The sequence below is a fragment of the Paenibacillus sp. CCS19 genome (assembly GCF_033239625.1).
In the GTDB taxonomy this organism is placed as follows: Bacteria; Bacillota; Bacilli; order Paenibacillales; family Paenibacillaceae; genus Paenibacillus_T.
In genome coordinates this window covers 80,088-97,746 of the sequence record NZ_BTCK01000004.1, presented here as the reverse complement: position 1 = coordinate 97,746, position 17,659 = coordinate 80,088, and the positions used below count along the sequence as shown (strand labels likewise).

Here is a 17,659-nt window from a genome sequence, read left to right as displayed (position 1 = left end):
TTCATTGCGTGCATTGCGAGATTTTGTGTCATTTATCGTAAGAAGCTCTTTTTCGTAATCGCTACGATTAGGCATTGACACGCTGTTCTAGGCTCCCGTATAATGACTCTCGTAATAGTTATCGTTACGATTACGATTAAGCTCGCAACCGGGTGACGAAATGGAGATCGATAGAATATGAATGCACGACTCAAACGAGATTGGAAGAAACCTCGATACGCACTTATTATGATTGCAGCAATTGCATTAATGCTATCCGGCTGCGGAAGCTCGACATCTTCGAAGCTATCGGATGATAAGACGAATGTAGTAACAAGCTTTTATCCAATCTATTATTTGGCTAGCGAGATTGGCGGAGATTACGCGAATGTCATCAATCTTATTCCGACTGGCGTGGAACCGCACGATTGGAGTCCGAAGAGCCGAGATCTGGATACAGCTGCGAAAGCGCAGCTGCTGTTGTATAACGGCGCAGGCCTGGAAGGTTGGATTGACGACTTCCTAGAGGGACTGCCGACAAATTCGAAGTTGATGACGGGCGCAATGAGCGAAGGCATCACATTGCTGGATGCGGACAGCGAAGAGCACGAAGAGCACGATGATCATGATCATGGCGATCTGGATGTCGATCCTCATACATGGGTAAGCCCCAAGTCAATGCTCGTAATGGCTGACAATGTGAAGCAAATGCTGATTAAGGCTGACGCGGCGCATGAGGAACAGTTTAGAGCAAATTACGAGAAAGTTGCCGAACAGCTGAAGACGCTTGATGAGCAGTATACGCGTGAGCTGGGAGCGCTGCAGAACCACGAAATCGTCGTTTCCCACCAAGCATTCAGCTATTTGGCACGAGACTATGGGCTGCACGAGCAATCGATCATGGGGCTGTCGCCAGACGCAGAGCCGCGTGCGCAGGATTTGCTTAAGCTGACTAAGTTCGTGAAAGAGAATAATGTGAAATATATTTTCTTCGAGGAGCTTGTATCGAGTACGTTAGCAGAAACGCTTGCTAATGAAGCGGATGTGGAGACGCTTGTGCTGAATCCAGTCGAGGGACTGACGAACGAACAGCAGAAGAATGGTGACAATTATGTTACCATTATGGAATCGAATTTGCAAAACCTGCTCAAGGCATTACAATAACTAGAAGGAAGATGGAAGGAGGGTAACGATGCCCGAACCTTACGTGATTGAAAACCAGGCGACACAGCCGAGTGCCGGTACCTGCCATGCTGATATTATTACGCTTAAAGATGTTGCATTCTCCTATCAATCGCAGCAAGTGATCGACAAGTTGTCCTTCTCTGTTCAGCAGCGTGACTTCGTTGGCTTGATCGGGAGCAACGGTGCAGGCAAGACGACGCTGCTTCGGATGATCGTCGGTTTGCTCAAGCCTGTGTCGGGTTCCATCTCGCTGTTCGGCACGCCGGCGACGCAGTTCAAGGACTGGCACCGCATCGGCTATGTTCCGCAGAAGAACTCATTCAACCCGCTGTTCCCAGCGACAGTGCGGGAAGTCGTTCTGTCAGGCCTTTATGGACGCAATAAGCTGTTCAAGCGGCTGACGAAGGCGGACCATATCAAGGCAGATGAAGCGATGCACGCGATGAATATCGAGGATCTTGCATGGAAGAAGATCGGTCAGCTGTCCGGCGGTCAGCAGCAGCGCGTGTTTCTGGCGAGAGCGCTTATTAATAATCCGGAACTGCTCATTCTCGATGAGCCGACGGTCGGTATTGATACCGAGACCCAGGCGGGCTTCTTTCATTTGATCAAACATATGCATCAGCATCACCGTATGACGTTCCTTATGGTGTCGCATGACATGGATATGATTCGCGGTTATCTGGGGGACAAGCCGGCGCGCGAATGCGGCAAGCTGAAGTTTTATGTTCGGCATTCGCATGATACGGAAGACTGTGGCGAAACGAACATCTCGCACAGCTTGAACGGCTTGCGACAAGTGCTGGAGAGAGAGAAGGAAGGCGTGACACCTTGGAAATCTTAACGTTAGAATTTTTTCAGCGTGCATTGATCGGCGGAATACTGATTGGCGTGACTGCGCCGCTGCTGGGGCTGTTTCTCGTGCTTCGCAGACTGTCCATGATCGGTGATACGCTCTCGCACGTCTCCATCGCTGGCGTTGCGCTTGGCTTCCTGATTGGCGTCTATCCGATTGCGGTAGGCCTCGTCTTCGCGCTGGCTGCGTCTTTCGCGATTGAGAAGCTTCGCAAAGCTTACAAGACCTATGCGGAGCTATCGATAGCGATTATTATGTCTGGAGGCGTTGCGCTGGCTTCCTTGCTGTTTACATTAGGCAAAAGCTTTAATATGACGGTGACGGACTACATGTTCGGCAGCATATATACGTTGAATAATACGGACCTAATCGTAATCGGCGTCGTAACAGCCGTCGTACTCGTGCTGCTGTTTATGCATATGAAGGAGCTGTTTCTGCTGACCTTCGACGAGGAGGCTGCTGCAGTAAATGGTCTGCCTGTTCGTTACTACAATTTGATGATGAGTGTGCTGACAGCGCTCGTTATTAGCGCTTCGATCAAGATCTTAGGCGCACTGCTCGTGTCTGCGCTTCTAACGATTCCAGCTGCTTGCAGCCTGGTGGCGGCTCGCAGTTTCAGACAATCGGTATTCACCGTTGTTATCATATCAGAGGTTGCGGTCATCGCAGGCTTGCTCATTGCCGGGGTGTGGAACTTGGCGCCAGGTGCGACGATCGTGCTGCTGCTCATCGTAATTTTGCTGCTTTTGCTCGTCGGCCGCGTTCGTTTCCGCATTAGCGGATGACGGGCGTCGATAGAGCATACATAGACAGGAGTGGTTTCTAGTTGACGGACGTTAACATCGGAATTGCGTTTATCGGCGGGATTGCATCATTCATTTCGCCATGCTGCCTGCCTTTATATCCGTCTTATTTGTCTTACATAACAGGCGTGTCGGTAACGGAATTGAAAGCAAGCGAGAAGCCCGCTAACGTCAGATGGCGGACGATGACGCATACGCTGTTCTTCGTGATTGGCTTCTCGGTTGTTTATTATACACTTGGATACGGCACAAACCGATTCGCTGATTTCTTCAGCGAATATTCGTCTTTAATTCGTCAGTTGTCCGCGATCTTGATTATCTTGATGGGATTGTTCCTTCTGGGCATATTCCAGCCGCAGGCGCTGATGAAAGATCGCAAAATGCATCTCCGCATGAAGAAGCCGAGCTATCTCGGCGCCTTCGTGTTCGGATTTGGCTTTGCAGCTGGCTGGTCCCCGTGTATGGGACCTGTGTTGACGGCCATACTGGCGCTTGCGGCTTCATCGCCGGGAACGTGGTTCCAGATGACGACCGCGTATGCGCTAGGCTTCGCCATACCATTCTTCGCGCTGGCCTTCTTCATCGGGTCGACGCGATGGATACTCCGATATTCGGATAAGCTGATGAAAATCGGCGGCGCTATCATGCTGCTGATGGGCATTCTGTTGTTTACCGATCGAATGACCAAAATTACGATTTGGCTCAATATGCTGACGCCAGAGTGGCTGAAGTTCTAACCGTCTAGGGACCTCCATCGGTTGCAGTCGCGTGACGAACGTTGTATGATACTAGGAGCAGCGCCGAAAGACAAGGTGCACATTGGGAGTTAGGGGGTTCTCCAGTGCCGACACCGAGCATGGAAGACTACTTGGAGCGGATTTACAAGCTGATCGATGAGAAAGGCTATGCGAGAGTTTCCGATATTGCCGAAGGTCTCGAGGTTCATCCGTCCTCGGTGACGAAGATGATCCAGAAGCTTGATAAGGACAACTATTTGATTTATGAGAAGTACCGCGGACTCATCTTAACCAACAAGGGCAAGAAGATGGGCAAACGGCTTGTGGACAGGCATCAGCTGTTGGAATCATTCCTAGAATTAATTGGTGTTCAGGAAGAGAACATATATCGCGACGTTGAAGGGATCGAGCATCACCTAAGCTGGGATTCGATCACTTGCATCGAGACGCTCGTCGAATATTTCAAACACGATGGCACAAGACTCGAAGAGCTCCGTGCAATCCGCAGCCAATTGGACAATGAGTAAGTAATAACACGAAAGGCTGCTCCGAAGCGCATCAACGCCAAGGAGCAGCCTTTTTAATTTTGTTTTAAAATAAACAAAATAAAAAGCGTCGCCTCAGCAACGCTTTTCCCAAACAATCTCGCTCGAACGAAATCACGATCGAACGAAAGCTGTGCCCACAGGGCGCGCGACCCCCAGCACGCAGTTTCTTATCCACGCCGCTGTCTATCCCACGACACCTTCCGGGGTCCCGGGGACGGGAGTTTTAATACGGGGTGGTAGGGGCGGAGCCCCAACATCTCTCAGTGATAACGCGGATACTGATCGTCGTCCTTGCCGCCTTCAATCACTTTGAACGGAGCGGGCTTCCGCGAGCGTGGTTTAGCCGAGTTGCGCGATGTCCGTGAAGAAGCCTTCGGCTTCGGACTGCTGCTTGCTCGATAACCGCGGGCTCGACCAGGAGGGTACAAATACAGCAACAATATTCCGCCCAAGATGACCGCCGGCAGGATAAACGACGTCCAAACCCCCGACTTCATAATCTCAGCGAGTCCAAGCAAGACCAAAGCCGCCACGACAATGCCCCATATTGAAACCTTGTTACGCCGCATCATACCCACCCTCTCTGCCGATTATTCCGTACCTATACGTAATTACGAGGCATTCATTGGAAGTACTTCACCGCAATGAAACGAGCTGCGCCTTAAGAGACGGCGACGGTCTTATTTCCTTGTTCCATCTGACGGTCGATCTCACGCATCCGATTGAACGAAGCGATGGATACGGCTACTTGATCGTCATTCGGCTCTTTGGTCGTGAGCTTCTGAAGCCACAGGCCGGGATAGCCTAAGAATCGCAGAACTGGAATTTCACGAAGCGCGTTCGTGAAGCGAAGCACTTCATAAGAAGCTCCCAGTACGAGCGGCAGCAGCAGCAGACGCAAGTAGATGCGTTCCCACAGCGTATCCCAAGTGAAGAAGGAGTAGACGATAACGCCGACAAGAACGGAGAATACGATAAAGCTGCTTCCGCAGCGGTAATGCAGCCTAGTGAAGCGTTGGACGTTCTTAACGGTCAACTCAACACCTGCCTCGTAAGCGCTGATGACTTTGTGCTCTGCGCCATGATACTGGAACAACCGTTTGACGATTGGCGTCAGGGAGATGGCGTACAGATAAACAAGCAGGAAGATGATCTTAATAAGGCCTTCAATCAGGTTGTGTAATATTATATTCTTGAATGATTGTCCAAATAGCATTTGTTCAACTAAAGCTGGCACAAGAGTGAAAACGGCTTTACCAACTACGAACGAGATGATGCCTGCGATCGCAACGCCGAATATAGCGGTCAGGCTAAGGCCGGACTTCTTGGGCTCTTCGGCTTTGGCAGCGATGCTGGCCGAGGTCACTTCTTTATCTGACTTGTCGTCAGCCAGTTCGTCTTCGGCGTAGGCCTCAACTGAAAAGTTCAAATGCTGGGATCCCTTGGCGCTCGATTCCAAAATGCCGACAACACCGCGTACAAGCGGTATTTTTTTCAGTGGCTGAATCCATCTTTTGGTCGTTCGAGGGACCTCATAAAAAATGATTTCTTCATTTTTACGGCGGACGGCAGTTACATTCACATGTTTGCCCGCGAACATAACGCCTTCAATAACGGCTTGCCCGCCATATATGCTGTTCGATTGCGGCAAGAGGGATTCACCTTCCTTATGAGATGCGCATGACGCATGAGAGCGGTTTTGCGCCTATATTTCTATTGTACTTGATTAAATAGACGTTTGCCACCTGATGTATGTGGTTATCGATGGTCGGTTCTTGCCATACTAGATACGATAAGCTGCACAATCTGTATATTCTGTACATCGTGAACCAATCAAGGGAGCCCGGTACAGACGTTAGGGAGGACGTACATCAATGAATAAGCATGCGAAAGTGTGGAGTACAAGGGACACTCGTGCGAACGGGAATAACAGCGGCGCGTCCCATAACGATTCGGAAGGACATACGAACCCGCTTACGTTCTGCCTCTCACTCGGTTTCTTTGCTGGACTGATCTGGGGGACGCTCCGCGGTTTCGCCTATTGGCTTAAGTTCACGAAGCTTACGCCCGGCGTGCTCGCTGACCCCTTCTTTCAAATGTCTTTCTTGAAGACGGGCTGGGGATATGCGGTCGGCATCGGCGTGTTTATCGTATTTAGTATCATTGCTGCGCTGCTTTATTTCGCCTTGTTCGGCCGAATCCGCGGACCGCATATGGGAGTCGTATACGGCTTTCTATGGTGGGTCGGCATCTTCGGCCTGCTAGGTCCAAGCCTAGGTTTTACCGAGAAGTTGACGATGATCGGATGGAACACGCTTCTCACCGAGCTTTGCATTTTTCTGCTGTGGGGTCTGTTTATCGGCTACACGATTGCATTCGAATTTACGGATGAGGCGTCGCGGGAGCCGTTCGCTTTCAAGATGCCGAAACCTAGCTGATCTCCTGCGCATGTAGGAAACTCTTCTCAAACGGCTGAGGCTTGTGGTAAAATGGCTATTGGACTTTTGCTCGAGAGAGAGCGGCAGTCGCCGCAAGGGGGATCAGCATGCGCACTATTATCGTACTTAACGGCCCGAACCTGAACATGCTGGGCATTCGAGAACCAGGCATTTACGGCTCGGACACGCTTGCCGCAATCGAAGAACGCGTTCGTCAACTGGGCGAAGAGCTCGGCCTTGCGATTGAATTTTTTCAATCCAATCATGAAGGCGCAGTAATCGATCGGATACATGAGGCGTTCGGCCGTGCCGACGGCATTCTCATTAATCCAGGTGCATGGACGCATTACAGCTATGCGCTGCGCGATGCGCTCAGCACGGTGGCGCTGCCGGTCGTCGAAGTGCATTTGTCGAACATTCATAAGCGGGAAGCATTCCGGCATCATTCGGTCATCGCGCCGATTGCCGTAGGTCAAATCGCAGGATTTGGTGCTGACAGCTATTTGCTCGGACTGAGAGCGCTCGCGGCGCATTTGGAACGCGGATAAGACCAGAGATCAAGCAAGGTGCGAAGGAGGAATAATCGATGACCAATGCAAGACTAGATCGATTACGCGACAAGCTGTCGCAGCTCGGCCATGAGGCTCTCTTGATTACCTATTCGCACAATCGCAAGTATGTAAGCGGCTTTACTGGATCGTCCGGCATGCTGCTGGTAACAGCGCAAGACAGCTGGCTGCTGACTGACTTCCGTTATATGACGCAAGCGGCAGAGCAAGCACCGGGATTCGAATTGATCGAGCATGCCGCGAAGCCGATTGCAACGGTACGTGATTTGCTCGAATCGAAGAAAATTACGAAGCTGGCGTTCGAACAAGATCATGTTACATACGCTGAGTTTGCAGCTTGGACGGAGCAGTTGGGTTCCATTGAGCTGCAGCCGGTCTCTGGCATTGTAGAAGGCTTGCGCCTGATCAAGGATGACGCAGAGATTGCTATCGTACAGGAAGCTGCCGAACTGGCGGACAAGACATTCCAATTCGCGCTTGGCCTTATTCGTCCGGGTCTATCGGAACTGGCGATCGCACTTGAGATGGAAACTTTCATGCGCAAGGGCGGGGCTTCGGGACCGTCGTTCGAGACGATCGTCGCTTCAGGCGAACGTTCGGCACTGCCGCATGGCGTTGCGAGCGAACGGATTGTCGGCACGAATGAGTTTGTTAAACTTGATTTTGGCGCTTATTACAAGGGCTATTGCTCCGACATTACCCGTACGGTTGTTGTTGGAACGGCATCTGAGCGTCATCGCGAGATTTACAACATTGTGCTTGAGGCACAGCTGCATGCGCTGGCGAACATTCGGCCAGGCATGAGCGGACGTGAAGCGGATGCGCTATCGCGTGATATTATTGCAAGATACGGCTACGGCGATAACTTCGGCCACAGCCTCGGTCATGGAATCGGGCTGGAGATTCACGAAATGCCGCGCCTGTCGAAGCTTAGCGATTCGATTTTAACCCCCGGCATGATCGTTACGGTCGAGCCCGGCATCTACATCCCCGGTTTCGGGGGTGTGCGGATAGAGGACGACATCGTCATCACGGACACCGGGATTAAAATATTAACCTCGTCGACGAAGGAACTGATCGAGCTTCGCGCTTAGCGCGGCGGACTTGATTCTTACGAAGACAGAGAGCTTTATACGATGCAAGCGGTCGCCGATATAGGCTTCATGCTTCGTACATTATTAGGAGGGACATAAGCTGTGATCTCAGTTAACGATTTCAAAACAGGCCTTACTGTAGAAGTAGAAGGCGATATCTTCACGGTTCTCGAATTCCAACACGTTAAACCAGGTAAAGGTGCGGCATTCGTACGCTCCAAGCTCAAGAACCTTCGCAACGGCAACACGGTCGAAAGAACGTTCCGTGCAGGCGAGACGATCGGCCGTGCGCAAATCGAGAACCGCGAAGTACAATACCTGTACAACTCCGGTACGGAATATACGTTCATGGACAACCAAACGTATGATCAATTCAACCTCGATAAGAAACAACTCGAGTGGGAAATCAACTTCCTCAAAGAGAACATGAACGTTAACATCGCGAGCTACCAAGAAGAAATCATCGGCATTACGATGCCGACGAGCGTTGAGCTCAAAGTTATCGAGACGGAGCCAGGCGTGAAAGGCAACACGGCAACGAACGCAACGAAAGCTGCGAAAGTTGAAACGGGCCACAGCGTTCAAGTTCCTATGTTCATCAACGAAGGCGATGTACTGCTGATCGACACGCGCGACGGCAAATACATTTCCCGCGCTTAAGATTTAATCAAGTGGAGGCGGTCCGGATAAGCCCGGGCCGCTTTTTTTGTAGGTACCAGTACCCGAATCGACAAAGTTTGTGATATAATATTGACTTGTATGCTAATGCCAAGGTTGGGAGTGAACAGCTTTGTCGTTGATTGTTATGAAGTTCGGCGGTAGCTCCGTCGGATCAACGGAACGAATGCAAAGAGTAGCTAAGCGGATTATTAAAACGAAGGAAGCGGGTAACCGTGTTGTTGTCGTTGTCTCTGCTATGGGTGACACGACGGATGATCTGATCGATCAATCCAAACAACTGAACCCGAATCCGCCTGCACGTGAAATGGATATGCTTCTGACGACGGGAGAGCAGATCTCAGTCGCACTCTTGTCGATGACGATACATCAGCTTGGGTCTCAGGCAGTCTCGTACACGGGCTGGCAAGCGGGCATTGTGACGGAAGCCGTGCACGCGAAGGCGCGCATTTCTGACATTAAACCTACCCGGATTTTCAACTCATTGGATGAAGGCAACATCGTTATCGTTGCGGGCTTCCAAGGGATGACTGAAGAAGGCGAGATCACGACGCTTGGCCGCGGCGGTTCGGATACGACTGCTGTTGCATTGGCGGCTGCGATCAATGCGGATGTATGCGAAATTTTCACAGACGTTGACGGCGTATACTCGACGGACCCACGTGTCGTTAAGTGCGCACGCAAGCTGGATTCGATTTCGTATGATGAAATGCTCGAGCTTGCTCACCTCGGTGCTGCGGTGCTTCACCCGCGCGCGGTTGAGTATGCAAAGCATAACAATGTGAAGCTGGTCGTACGTTCCAGCTTTACCGAGAATGAAGGAACGACGGTGAAGGAGGAAGCAGTCATGGAGCAAGGCGTAGTCGTAAGCGGCATTGCCTTTGATAAGAACGTAGCGAGAATCAGCATTCTCGGCGTAGAAGACGTACCGGGCGTGTTGGCGAAAGTGTTCGGAGCACTCGCTGACAACGGTATCGATGTTGACATTATTGTACAAAGTGGTGTGCAAGAAGGCAAAGCAGACTTCTCGTTCACGCTATCCAGCAGCGATGCTGATCGTGCTATTGGAGTCATCGAAGGAATCCGCGGCGAGGTGCCATTCCGCGAGACGACTTCCGAGACGAACCTCGTGAAAGTGTCGATCGTTGGCGCAGGTATGGTCAGCAACCCTGGCGTAGCTGCTAAGATGTTCGAAGCCATCTCGAAGCTGGGCGTCAGCATCAAGATGGTAAGCACGTCCGAAATCAAATGCTCGTGCGTGATCGCAGCAGAGCCGCTGAACGACGTTGTTCGCGCACTGCATACGGCATATGGCTTGGATACGGCAGAGCAAGTATTCGTCGGCGGCCCACAAGATCGCCGTTAATGCGAGTGCTTTCATAGGAAACAGTCCTGCATAACGGCGGGACTGTTTCTTTTTTTATTAATTTGCCCTTGAGGGCTATTGACGGAAGCGGGAAAGGCATGCTAATCTCTTCATGTGAAACCGGTTTCCCAATGTTTGCAGCACAATTTCGAATGAAGGAGGAGGGAGTTGTATAGCCCTGGTGGTTCATCGTTTTTCATAAGTTTGAAAGCGTTTAAATTAACGAATGTGGGGTGAGCATAATTACTTCGCGCATGAAGTCCAAGTCGAGCAGGTTGGTTCCAAGAAGAACGAACATTACGATCGGGCTTTTTTTATTGCTCCTTGTGCAATCGTTTGCACAAGGCTTTGCCTCAACAGTTAGCGCAGAAATCGCAGCAACGCATGTGTATCACAACCATATGCCGAACTTCTGGCCGTACTACGATACGACTGGCTACAGCTCTGCGGCAGTGGGGTCGCCAATCCGGTACATGTATGATGGTCAGGTCATTGAGCTCAAGCAGAGCCCGCCGGCCAATTACCCTTACTATCTCCCGAATGGCAATGTGATGCCGCATGATGATCTTGTCAGCTATTATTCGCATTATGCGAAGACAGGCGCTTACTTAACGTGGCCATGGAGTGTATCTCAATCGCTCCAGCAGAACTTCCCGCAAGGACAGATGCAGGTCACGATGTCGGGAGCGCTTGTGAACAACATCAATGATCTCGTTACGCATGGCGGCATTGCAGCCTACTCGAATCCTTCCTGGGCGACGCCATGGAAATCTGCTTACGACACGCTTCGTACGGTCAGCAATAAGCGGACGCTGGATTTGATCCATTTTAGCGGACATCATTCAATGGGACCATTAGTCGGCAATGATTACATGCTGAAGGATCTGATCTATCAGAACGTGACCTTAGCTCAGCCGAATTTCCTGGGCAGCTCGTTCCAGTCGTCCAAAGGCTATTTCCCGACGGAGCTAGGTTTCTCGGAACGAATCATTCCAGTGCTGGAGAAGCTGGGCATTCAGTGGTCCGTCATCGGCAATAACCATTTCTCCCGTACGCTGAAGGATTATCCTTACTTGAACGATCCGGGCGTGGACACAATGGTGTCGCCGCCGAACCGTGCGGACCTGCAGAATACGAGCAATGTTGGTTCTTGGGTATCACAGCCGATGTTCAACGAGCAGCAGGTTGTACGCAATAAGTTCCCATTCGCCTCGACGCCTCACTGGGTGAAGTATGTGAATCCAACGACAGGCGCAGAGTCCAAAATCGTCGGTGTGCCGGTTGCCCAGGCAGAGTCGTGGGAGGAAGGCTACCAAGGTCAAGTAACAGCGAAGGACTTGAAGCCGTTCGAAGGACTCACCTCCCAGAAGCAGTTCTTCGTCGTCGCGCATGACGGCGACAACTCCAGCGGCCGTGCGGGATCTGAAGAGACGTGGCGGAACGCTGGCAACGTCACCTATCGCGATACCGGCGTCAGCGCAATGGGCATCGATGCGTATTTGGTCAACAATACGCCTGCAGCAAGCGATGTCGTCCACGTACAAGACGGTTCGTGGATCGATACGCGCGACTCGTCGTCCGATCCGCAGTGGCATCACTGGAAGCTGCCGTTCGGGATATGGAAAGGGCAATTCGCTGATTTCAATGCGGCGAACGGCACGAACTACGAGCCGAAGAAGAACATTAATGGCGAGACGGAAGGGATGACCGTCAGCTTCGAATACGGCTATCACTATCTCGAACGCAACTTCGCCCTGCTGCAAGCGGCGCTTAACTATGCGCAGACGGCAGAGCAGATCTGGCTTAATGATCATCCGAACTATTGGCAGCCTACGACGACGCTCGACCGCCAAGTGGCGCCGGCTGGCAACCAGCTGAACCCTTGGATGATGTCGTTCCCGGTCAAGGGCGATGCTTCCAACGATTATAAAGGCGGCGCGAATCCGGCGGAGCTTGCGTGGTACTTCCTCATCCCTGCGATGGATTCAGGGTTCGGCTATTATGACGAGAATGTGGATGACTCCGTCAAGCCCACGCTTTCGTTCAATCAGTCGCTGTATTTCTCGAAGCCATTCGTATCCCAGCAGCTTGCGAAGGACGCGACGGGTCCTTCGGTCTGGTGGCCGCAGCGCTGGCCATACAATCCAGGCAGCGTGAACAAGGATAAGTCGGAAGGCTGGACAGCGCAATATTTTGACAACAACTTCGCGATCTACACCTACGCATATGACGTCAGCGGCATTGCCGACATCAAGGTTAAAGTGCGCACGCATCGCGATGCGACCGCTGATGCGGCAGACAACACGTTCCGTGTCTACAATCCGGTGCAGCTCGCAGCGGCTGGCGTTCCGAATATCGATCCAGCCAAAGTGAGCGACTGGACCAGCTACAGCATGAATAAACGCGATTTGAAGCCTGATATGAACGGCGTCGCTTGGCAGGCTTCTTCGACGGCAACGATGCAGAAGCTGAAGGCACAGGAAACAGGTGACTTGTATTATACGTACTTGGGCAACTATCGCAATCAACTGGTTGATTATTATATCGAAGCGGTAGATGCGAAGGGCAACGTGACGAAGAGCGACATTCAGTCGGTCTACGTCGGTGCAGGCACTTATAAGAATGAGGGCGGCAAGTTGGTTGAGGATGTGAATGGAACGATTCAAGGCACCTACCCGTTCTTGACGGATAAGCCGATCGTGCCTGATACTCAAGCGCCTACGGTACCAACGAACATCACATCGCCAACCCAAACACGCACAACGATAACGCTGAACTGGTCGCCATCAACGGATAACAAGGCTGTGAAGAACTATGAGATTTTCCGTGACGGCGTCTCGATAGGCACAAGCGCGACGACATCGTATACCGATTCGGGTTTGACTGCGCTTACCTCGTACGGCTATCAGATTAGAGCGGTAGATGCAGCGGGCAATAGTTCGGAGAAGAGCGCTCCTGTCACGTTCGCGACGAACAATTCGAGCAATGAAGTAACCGTTTATTACAAGCCGGGGTATGCAGCGCCATATATTCATTACCGCCCAACAGCCGGAACATGGACGTCCGCGCCTGGCGTCGCGATGACAGCAGCAGAGGTGCCGGGTTACTTCAAGAAATCGGTCGATGTCGGTACAGCGAGCGGTCTTGAAGCGGTGTTCAATAACGGCTCAGGCACTTGGGATAATAATGGCGGCAAGAACTATAACTTCGCGCTAGGCGTATGGACCTTCAATGGCGGAACGATTACTTCCGGCGCGCCTTCGCTGCCGCCAACGCCGGAGACCGTAGCGCCGTCGACCCCTACAGGTCTATCGGCTGTGCCGAATGCGAATGGTACTTCTGTTGCATTAAGCTGGACAGCATCGACGGATAATGTCGGCGTTACCGGCTATGAGATTTTCCGTGATGGAACTGCAATTGGAACCTCGCCTCAGCTTACTTATACCGACAGCAGCAGAACACCAGGTGCGACATACGTCTACTCTGTGCGTGCTTATGATGCAGCGGGTAACAAATCAGCGCCGAGTCCATCAGTCAGTGTGACGACGCCGATTCCAGCGACGAACAAAGTTACGGTCTACTATAAGCCAGGATATAGCGCCCCTTATATTCACTATCGTCCGACAGGCGGAACATGGACGACTGCGCCTGGGGTCGCAATGACTGCTTCTGAAGTGGCTGGTTATTTCAAAATTACGGTGGATGTCGGCACGGCAGCCGGCCTGGAGGCTGTGTTCAACAATGGATCGGGTACCTGGGATAACAACGGCGGCAGCAACTATAACTTCGGAATCGGGACCTGGACGTTCAGCGGCGGAAACACTGCGGCTGGCGTACCGACAGCTGTCACTCAGCAGGTTACCTTCACGGTGACCGTTCCATCGACTACGTCGCAGACTGCCGATGTATATCTATCCAGCAGCCTGAATAGCTGGAATGCCGCAGATCCGGCCTATAAGCTTACGCGAGGGAGCGACGGCAAATATTCAATTACGCTGCCGCTTGCGGCCGGTACAGCTATGACGTACAAATTCACGCGTGGCGCGTGGACCAATGTGGAAACCGCTTCTAACGGTTCGGATATTGCTAACCGATCGTACACGGTACCGTCCGGCAGTACGAACGTCGCATTAACCGTGCAGAAATGGAAAGACATTTGATCGTACACAAGCACTAAGCAACTTATTAAACTATCATATACACAATGGGAGGATTAACCAACGATGCATAGAGTGATTTTGAATAAGCGCAGCCTGACGAGAAAGATCGCCTTCTGCTTCCTATTCGCAGCCATGCTCCTGACAGGTGTCATTCAACCAGTAGCAGTTCCCGGTGACAACTCAGGATTATTGACGCTGTCGGCACTGAAAGCGGAAGCGGCGAAGCTGGGTAACGGACTCGACGAGAACGATACGATCTATCAAATTATGGTTGACCGCTTCAATGACGGCGACCCTTCGAACAATGCGACCGGCGCTGCAATCCGTTATGGCGAGACGTCGGAGGAAGATTTCCGCTATATGAAAGGCGGCGACTGGCAGGGTATTATCGATAAGCTATCTTATATTAAGAACATGGGCTATACCGCGATATGGATTTCGCCGGTAGCCGAGCCGCAAATGACGAATCGCGAGAATAACGGCACAGGCAAGAACACAGCTTACCACGGCTATAACATGAAGGACCCGAACAAAGCGAATCCTTACTTCGGAACGAAAGAGAAGCTGAAAGAGCTTGTTGATACGGCGCACAGCTTGGGCATTAAAGTCGTCATCGACGTCGTTCCTAACCATGTGGGCGACTACATGTTGGGCACGAATGCATCCTATGATATCCCAAGCTTACAGCCGGCGGCACCGTTTAATAATCCTTCTTGGTACCATCATAACGGTGACATCAATTGGTCGCTTACTGACGGCAACTATACGACGTGGGCACAGGACTATCTCGAGAATCATGACCTAGGCGGACTCGATGATATCGACTTCGACAATGCGCAAGCGAAGCAAGCGGTTTTCGATTCGATCAAAGGTTGGTTCGACTATACGGGTGCGGACGGCGCCCGCGTCGATGCGGCGAAGTTGGTTCATCCTTCCGTGCTGCATGAGCTGCAAAATTACATCGGCGTCAATACGTTCGGCGAAAACTTCGACGGCAACGCTGAGTTTGTCTCCCGTTGGGTAGGCAGCAACGCAGAGTGGGGCATGCTGGACTTCCCGATGTTCTTCTCCATTCTCAACTCGTTCGCATATGGACAGTCGTTCGATTCGAATATCAAGGGCACTCTCGCGCAAGATTACCGCTACAACGGTTCAGAGAACCACATGGTTACGTTCATTGACAACCATGACCGCAACCGCTTCTTGACCGAAGCAGGCGGCAGCGTTGAGAAGCTGCAAAATGCGCTTGCGTTCATCTTCACGGTTCGCGGCCTGCCAGTCGTCTTCCAAGGAACAGAGCAGAATAAAGGGAATGGCAACGGACAGATCATGGGCGGAGGCATTGCTGATACATGGAACCGCTGGTCGATGGTGAAGCGGGACAGCAACGGCAACGTAATCGAGAACTATTTCAACGAGAACACGAACACGTATCAATTCGTTGCGAAGTTGAATACGATCCGCAAGAATTATGCGGCACTGCGCACAGGCAAACAACGTGAGATGTGGTCGGCTCAAAATCTGTACGCCTTCTCGCGCCGCATCGATTCGGGCACGAATCTCGGTCAAGAAGTCATCAGTGTATTCAGTAACGCAGCTTCCGGTACGCAAACGGTTACGATTCCGCTTCGTACGGAGAGCACGCTCGCGGTCGGCACGGTACTGACGAACCAGTTGAACGCGTCTGACACCGTAACGATTCAATCGGGTGGCGCAACGGGCAAACAAATTACAGTATCGATTGGTGCGAACGCATCCAAAATCTATGCGCCGCAAATTCAACAACCAGATGTGGCGGCTCCAACGGCGCCAACGAATGTGACGGCAGGCGCGGTAACGGGTTCCTCCGCGATGATTACATGGACGGCGTCCACCGATAACACGGGTGTAACGGGCTATGAAATCTATCGCGACGGCGTGTTGAAAGGCACATCCGCAACGACTTCTTATACGGATACGACTGTACAGCCTCTGACATCTTACTCCTATACGGTTAAGGCATACGATGCGGCAGGCAACAAATCGACGCTTAGCGCGGCGCTCCTGCTGACGACGCCGGCGGCTGCGAATAACAGCGTTACCGTCTACTATAAGCAAGGTTACACGACGCCATATATTCACTACCGTCCAGCGGGCGGCACATGGACGACGGCGCCTGGCGTCGCTATGCCGGCAGCTGAAGTCGCGGGATACAACAAATACACGGTCAATATCGGTGAAGCGGTGCAGCTTGAAGCCGTATTCAATAACGGCAGCGGAACATGGGATAACAATGGCGGGCTGAATTACAAATTCAATGTCGGCACATGGACATTCAACGCAGGTGCCATTACGGCTGGTGCGCCAAGCGGCGGAATTGTTGACACGCAAGCGCCGACGGCTCCTTCTGCACTTGCAGCAGGTACCGTTACGGCGACTACGGTGCCGCTCACATGGACGGCATCTACGGACAACGTAGGCGTAACAGGCTACGAAGTATACCGCGACGGCGTGCTGAAGGGAACAAGCGCCTCGACCAGCTATGCGGACCAGACGGCGGCTGCGAATACAACCTATTCGTACACGGTCAAGGCGTATGATGCGGCGGGCAATAAATCCGATGCCAGCACAGCGTTGTCGGTAACGACGCCGCAAGTCAGCAGCAACTCCGTAACGATCTACTACAAGAATGCGAACTTCACGAATCGGTACATCCATTACAGCTTGAACGGAACGACGACTTGGACGACGTCACCTGGCCTGGCCATGACGGCATCTTCTTATTCCGGCTACAGTGTTGCAACGATTGATCTCGGTACGGCGAACGGACTGAAAGCGGCGTTCAATAACGGCACTGGCACGTGGGACAACAACAACTCGTTGAACTACTCGTTTGGCACAGGCGTATTTACGCTCGTGAATGGTGTCATTACAGCCGGCGTTCCGCAAGCGGATAGCCTGACGATTGTATTGACGGTACCATCGAATACGCCTGCAACGGCGAATGTGTACTTGTCGGGTACGATCAATGCATGGAACGCAAGCTCGGCTGATTACAAGCTGACGCGCAATGCGAACGGCACTTACTCGATTACGCTTTCCGTTGCATCCGGCACGGCATTGCAGTTCAAGTTCACTAGAGGAACATGGGAGACGGTAGAAGTGAACAGCAATGGCAGCGATATTGCGAACCGCACGTTCACAACATCCGGTGGGCAGCAGACTCTCAACCTTACTGTTGCGAAGTGGAAAGATCTATAAGTTAAC

General features: G+C 51.9%; 14 protein-coding genes. 12 read left to right on the top strand and 2 right to left on the bottom strand.

What is annotated here, in order from left to right:
- Window positions 1-177: 177 nt before the first annotated feature.
- The 5 genes from SBI19_RS05150 (at window position 178) to mntR (ending at window position 4,087) form a co-directional block, all read left to right on the top strand.
- Window positions 178-1,143: a metal ABC transporter solute-binding protein, Zn/Mn family gene (locus SBI19_RS05150; protein ID WP_317965627.1), complete on the top strand. Its 966-nt coding sequence runs from the start codon at window positions 178-180 to the stop codon at window positions 1,141-1,143.
- 28 nt (window positions 1,144-1,171) lie between these two features.
- Window positions 1,172-2,008, top strand: a complete 837-nt coding sequence (locus SBI19_RS05145) for a metal ABC transporter ATP-binding protein (RefSeq protein ID WP_317965626.1) — start codon at window positions 1,172-1,174, stop codon at window positions 2,006-2,008.
- A complete protein-coding gene (locus tag SBI19_RS05140; RefSeq protein ID WP_317965624.1) occupies window positions 1,996-2,805 on the top strand; it encodes a metal ABC transporter permease in 810 nt (269 codons plus the stop codon). The genes SBI19_RS05145 and SBI19_RS05140 overlap by 13 nt, the downstream gene beginning before the upstream one ends.
- Before the next feature lie 41 nt (window positions 2,806-2,846).
- A complete protein-coding gene (locus SBI19_RS05135) occupies window positions 2,847-3,560 on the top strand; it encodes a cytochrome c biogenesis CcdA family protein (protein WP_317965622.1) in 714 nt (237 codons plus the stop codon).
- Window positions 3,561-3,664: 104 nt separating this feature from the next.
- Complete coding sequence (mntR, locus tag SBI19_RS05130) at window positions 3,665-4,087, top strand: transcriptional regulator MntR (RefSeq protein ID WP_317965620.1); 423 nt, start codon at window positions 3,665-3,667, stop codon at window positions 4,085-4,087.
- Between the two features lie 281 nt (window positions 4,088-4,368).
- Here mntR and SBI19_RS05125 read toward each other — a convergent pair whose 3' ends face one another.
- Together SBI19_RS05125 and SBI19_RS05120 are read right to left on the bottom strand one after the other, a co-directional pair.
- A complete protein-coding gene (locus SBI19_RS05125; RefSeq protein WP_317965618.1) occupies window positions 4,369-4,680 on the bottom strand; it encodes a hypothetical protein in 312 nt (103 codons plus the stop codon).
- A gap of 89 nt (window positions 4,681-4,769) precedes the next feature.
- The gene (locus SBI19_RS05120; RefSeq protein WP_317965616.1) at window positions 4,770-5,759 is read right to left on the bottom strand and encodes a DUF1385 domain-containing protein; all 990 of its coding nucleotides are present in this window, start codon (window positions 5,757-5,759) and stop codon (window positions 4,770-4,772) included.
- A 223-nt stretch (window positions 5,760-5,982) separates the two neighbouring features.
- On the opposite strand from SBI19_RS05120, the gene SBI19_RS05115 reads away from it, so the two are divergent.
- From SBI19_RS05115 to SBI19_RS05085, 7 genes are all read left to right on the top strand, one after another.
- Window positions 5,983-6,546 carry a YqhR family membrane protein gene (locus SBI19_RS05115; protein ID WP_317965614.1) on the top strand — a complete coding sequence of 188 codons (564 nt, stop codon included), beginning with the start codon at window positions 5,983-5,985 and terminating at the stop codon, window positions 6,544-6,546.
- 107 nt (window positions 6,547-6,653) lie between these two features.
- Entirely contained in the window at window positions 6,654-7,094 is a 441-nt protein-coding gene (gene aroQ, locus SBI19_RS05110) for a type II 3-dehydroquinate dehydratase (protein WP_317965612.1), read from the top strand.
- 38 nt (window positions 7,095-7,132) lie between these two features.
- Window positions 7,133-8,209, top strand: coding sequence for a M24 family metallopeptidase (locus SBI19_RS05105; RefSeq protein ID WP_317965610.1), 1,077 nt, complete (start codon window positions 7,133-7,135; stop codon window positions 8,207-8,209).
- A gap of 102 nt (window positions 8,210-8,311) precedes the next feature.
- Complete coding sequence (gene efp, locus SBI19_RS05100) at window positions 8,312-8,869, top strand: elongation factor P (RefSeq protein WP_317965608.1); 558 nt, start codon at window positions 8,312-8,314, stop codon at window positions 8,867-8,869.
- 130 nt (window positions 8,870-8,999) lie between these two features.
- Complete coding sequence (locus tag SBI19_RS05095; protein WP_317965606.1) at window positions 9,000-10,253, top strand: aspartate kinase; 1,254 nt, start codon at window positions 9,000-9,002, stop codon at window positions 10,251-10,253.
- A 275-nt stretch (window positions 10,254-10,528) separates the two neighbouring features.
- Window positions 10,529-14,413: a carbohydrate binding domain-containing protein gene (locus SBI19_RS05090; RefSeq protein WP_483312245.1), complete on the top strand. Its 3,885-nt coding sequence runs from the start codon at window positions 10,529-10,531 to the stop codon at window positions 14,411-14,413.
- 63 nt (window positions 14,414-14,476) lie between these two features.
- Window positions 14,477-17,653, top strand: coding sequence for an alpha-amylase family glycosyl hydrolase (locus SBI19_RS05085; protein ID WP_317965602.1), 3,177 nt, complete (start codon window positions 14,477-14,479; stop codon window positions 17,651-17,653).
- Window positions 17,654-17,659 lie beyond the last annotated feature (6 nt).

Excerpts from the sequence above, each read along its gene's own strand:
- SBI19_RS05150 (WP_317965627.1), top strand. The coding sequence starts at position 178 with ATGAATGCACGACTCAAACGAGATTGGAAGAAACCTCGATACGCACTT.
- SBI19_RS05145 (WP_317965626.1), top strand. The coding sequence starts at position 1,172 with ATGCCCGAACCTTACGTGATTGAAAACCAGGCGACACAGCCGAGTGCC.
- SBI19_RS05125 (WP_317965618.1), bottom strand. The coding sequence starts at position 4,680 with ATGATGCGGCGTAACAAGGTTTCAATATGGGGCATTGTCGTGGCGGCT.
- SBI19_RS05115 (WP_317965614.1), top strand. The coding sequence starts at position 5,983 with ATGAATAAGCATGCGAAAGTGTGGAGTACAAGGGACACTCGTGCGAAC.
- aroQ (WP_317965612.1), top strand. The coding sequence starts at position 6,654 with ATGCGCACTATTATCGTACTTAACGGCCCGAACCTGAACATGCTGGGC.
- SBI19_RS05105 (WP_317965610.1), top strand. The coding sequence starts at position 7,133 with ATGACCAATGCAAGACTAGATCGATTACGCGACAAGCTGTCGCAGCTC.
- SBI19_RS05085 (WP_317965602.1), top strand. The coding sequence starts at position 14,477 with ATGCATAGAGTGATTTTGAATAAGCGCAGCCTGACGAGAAAGATCGCC.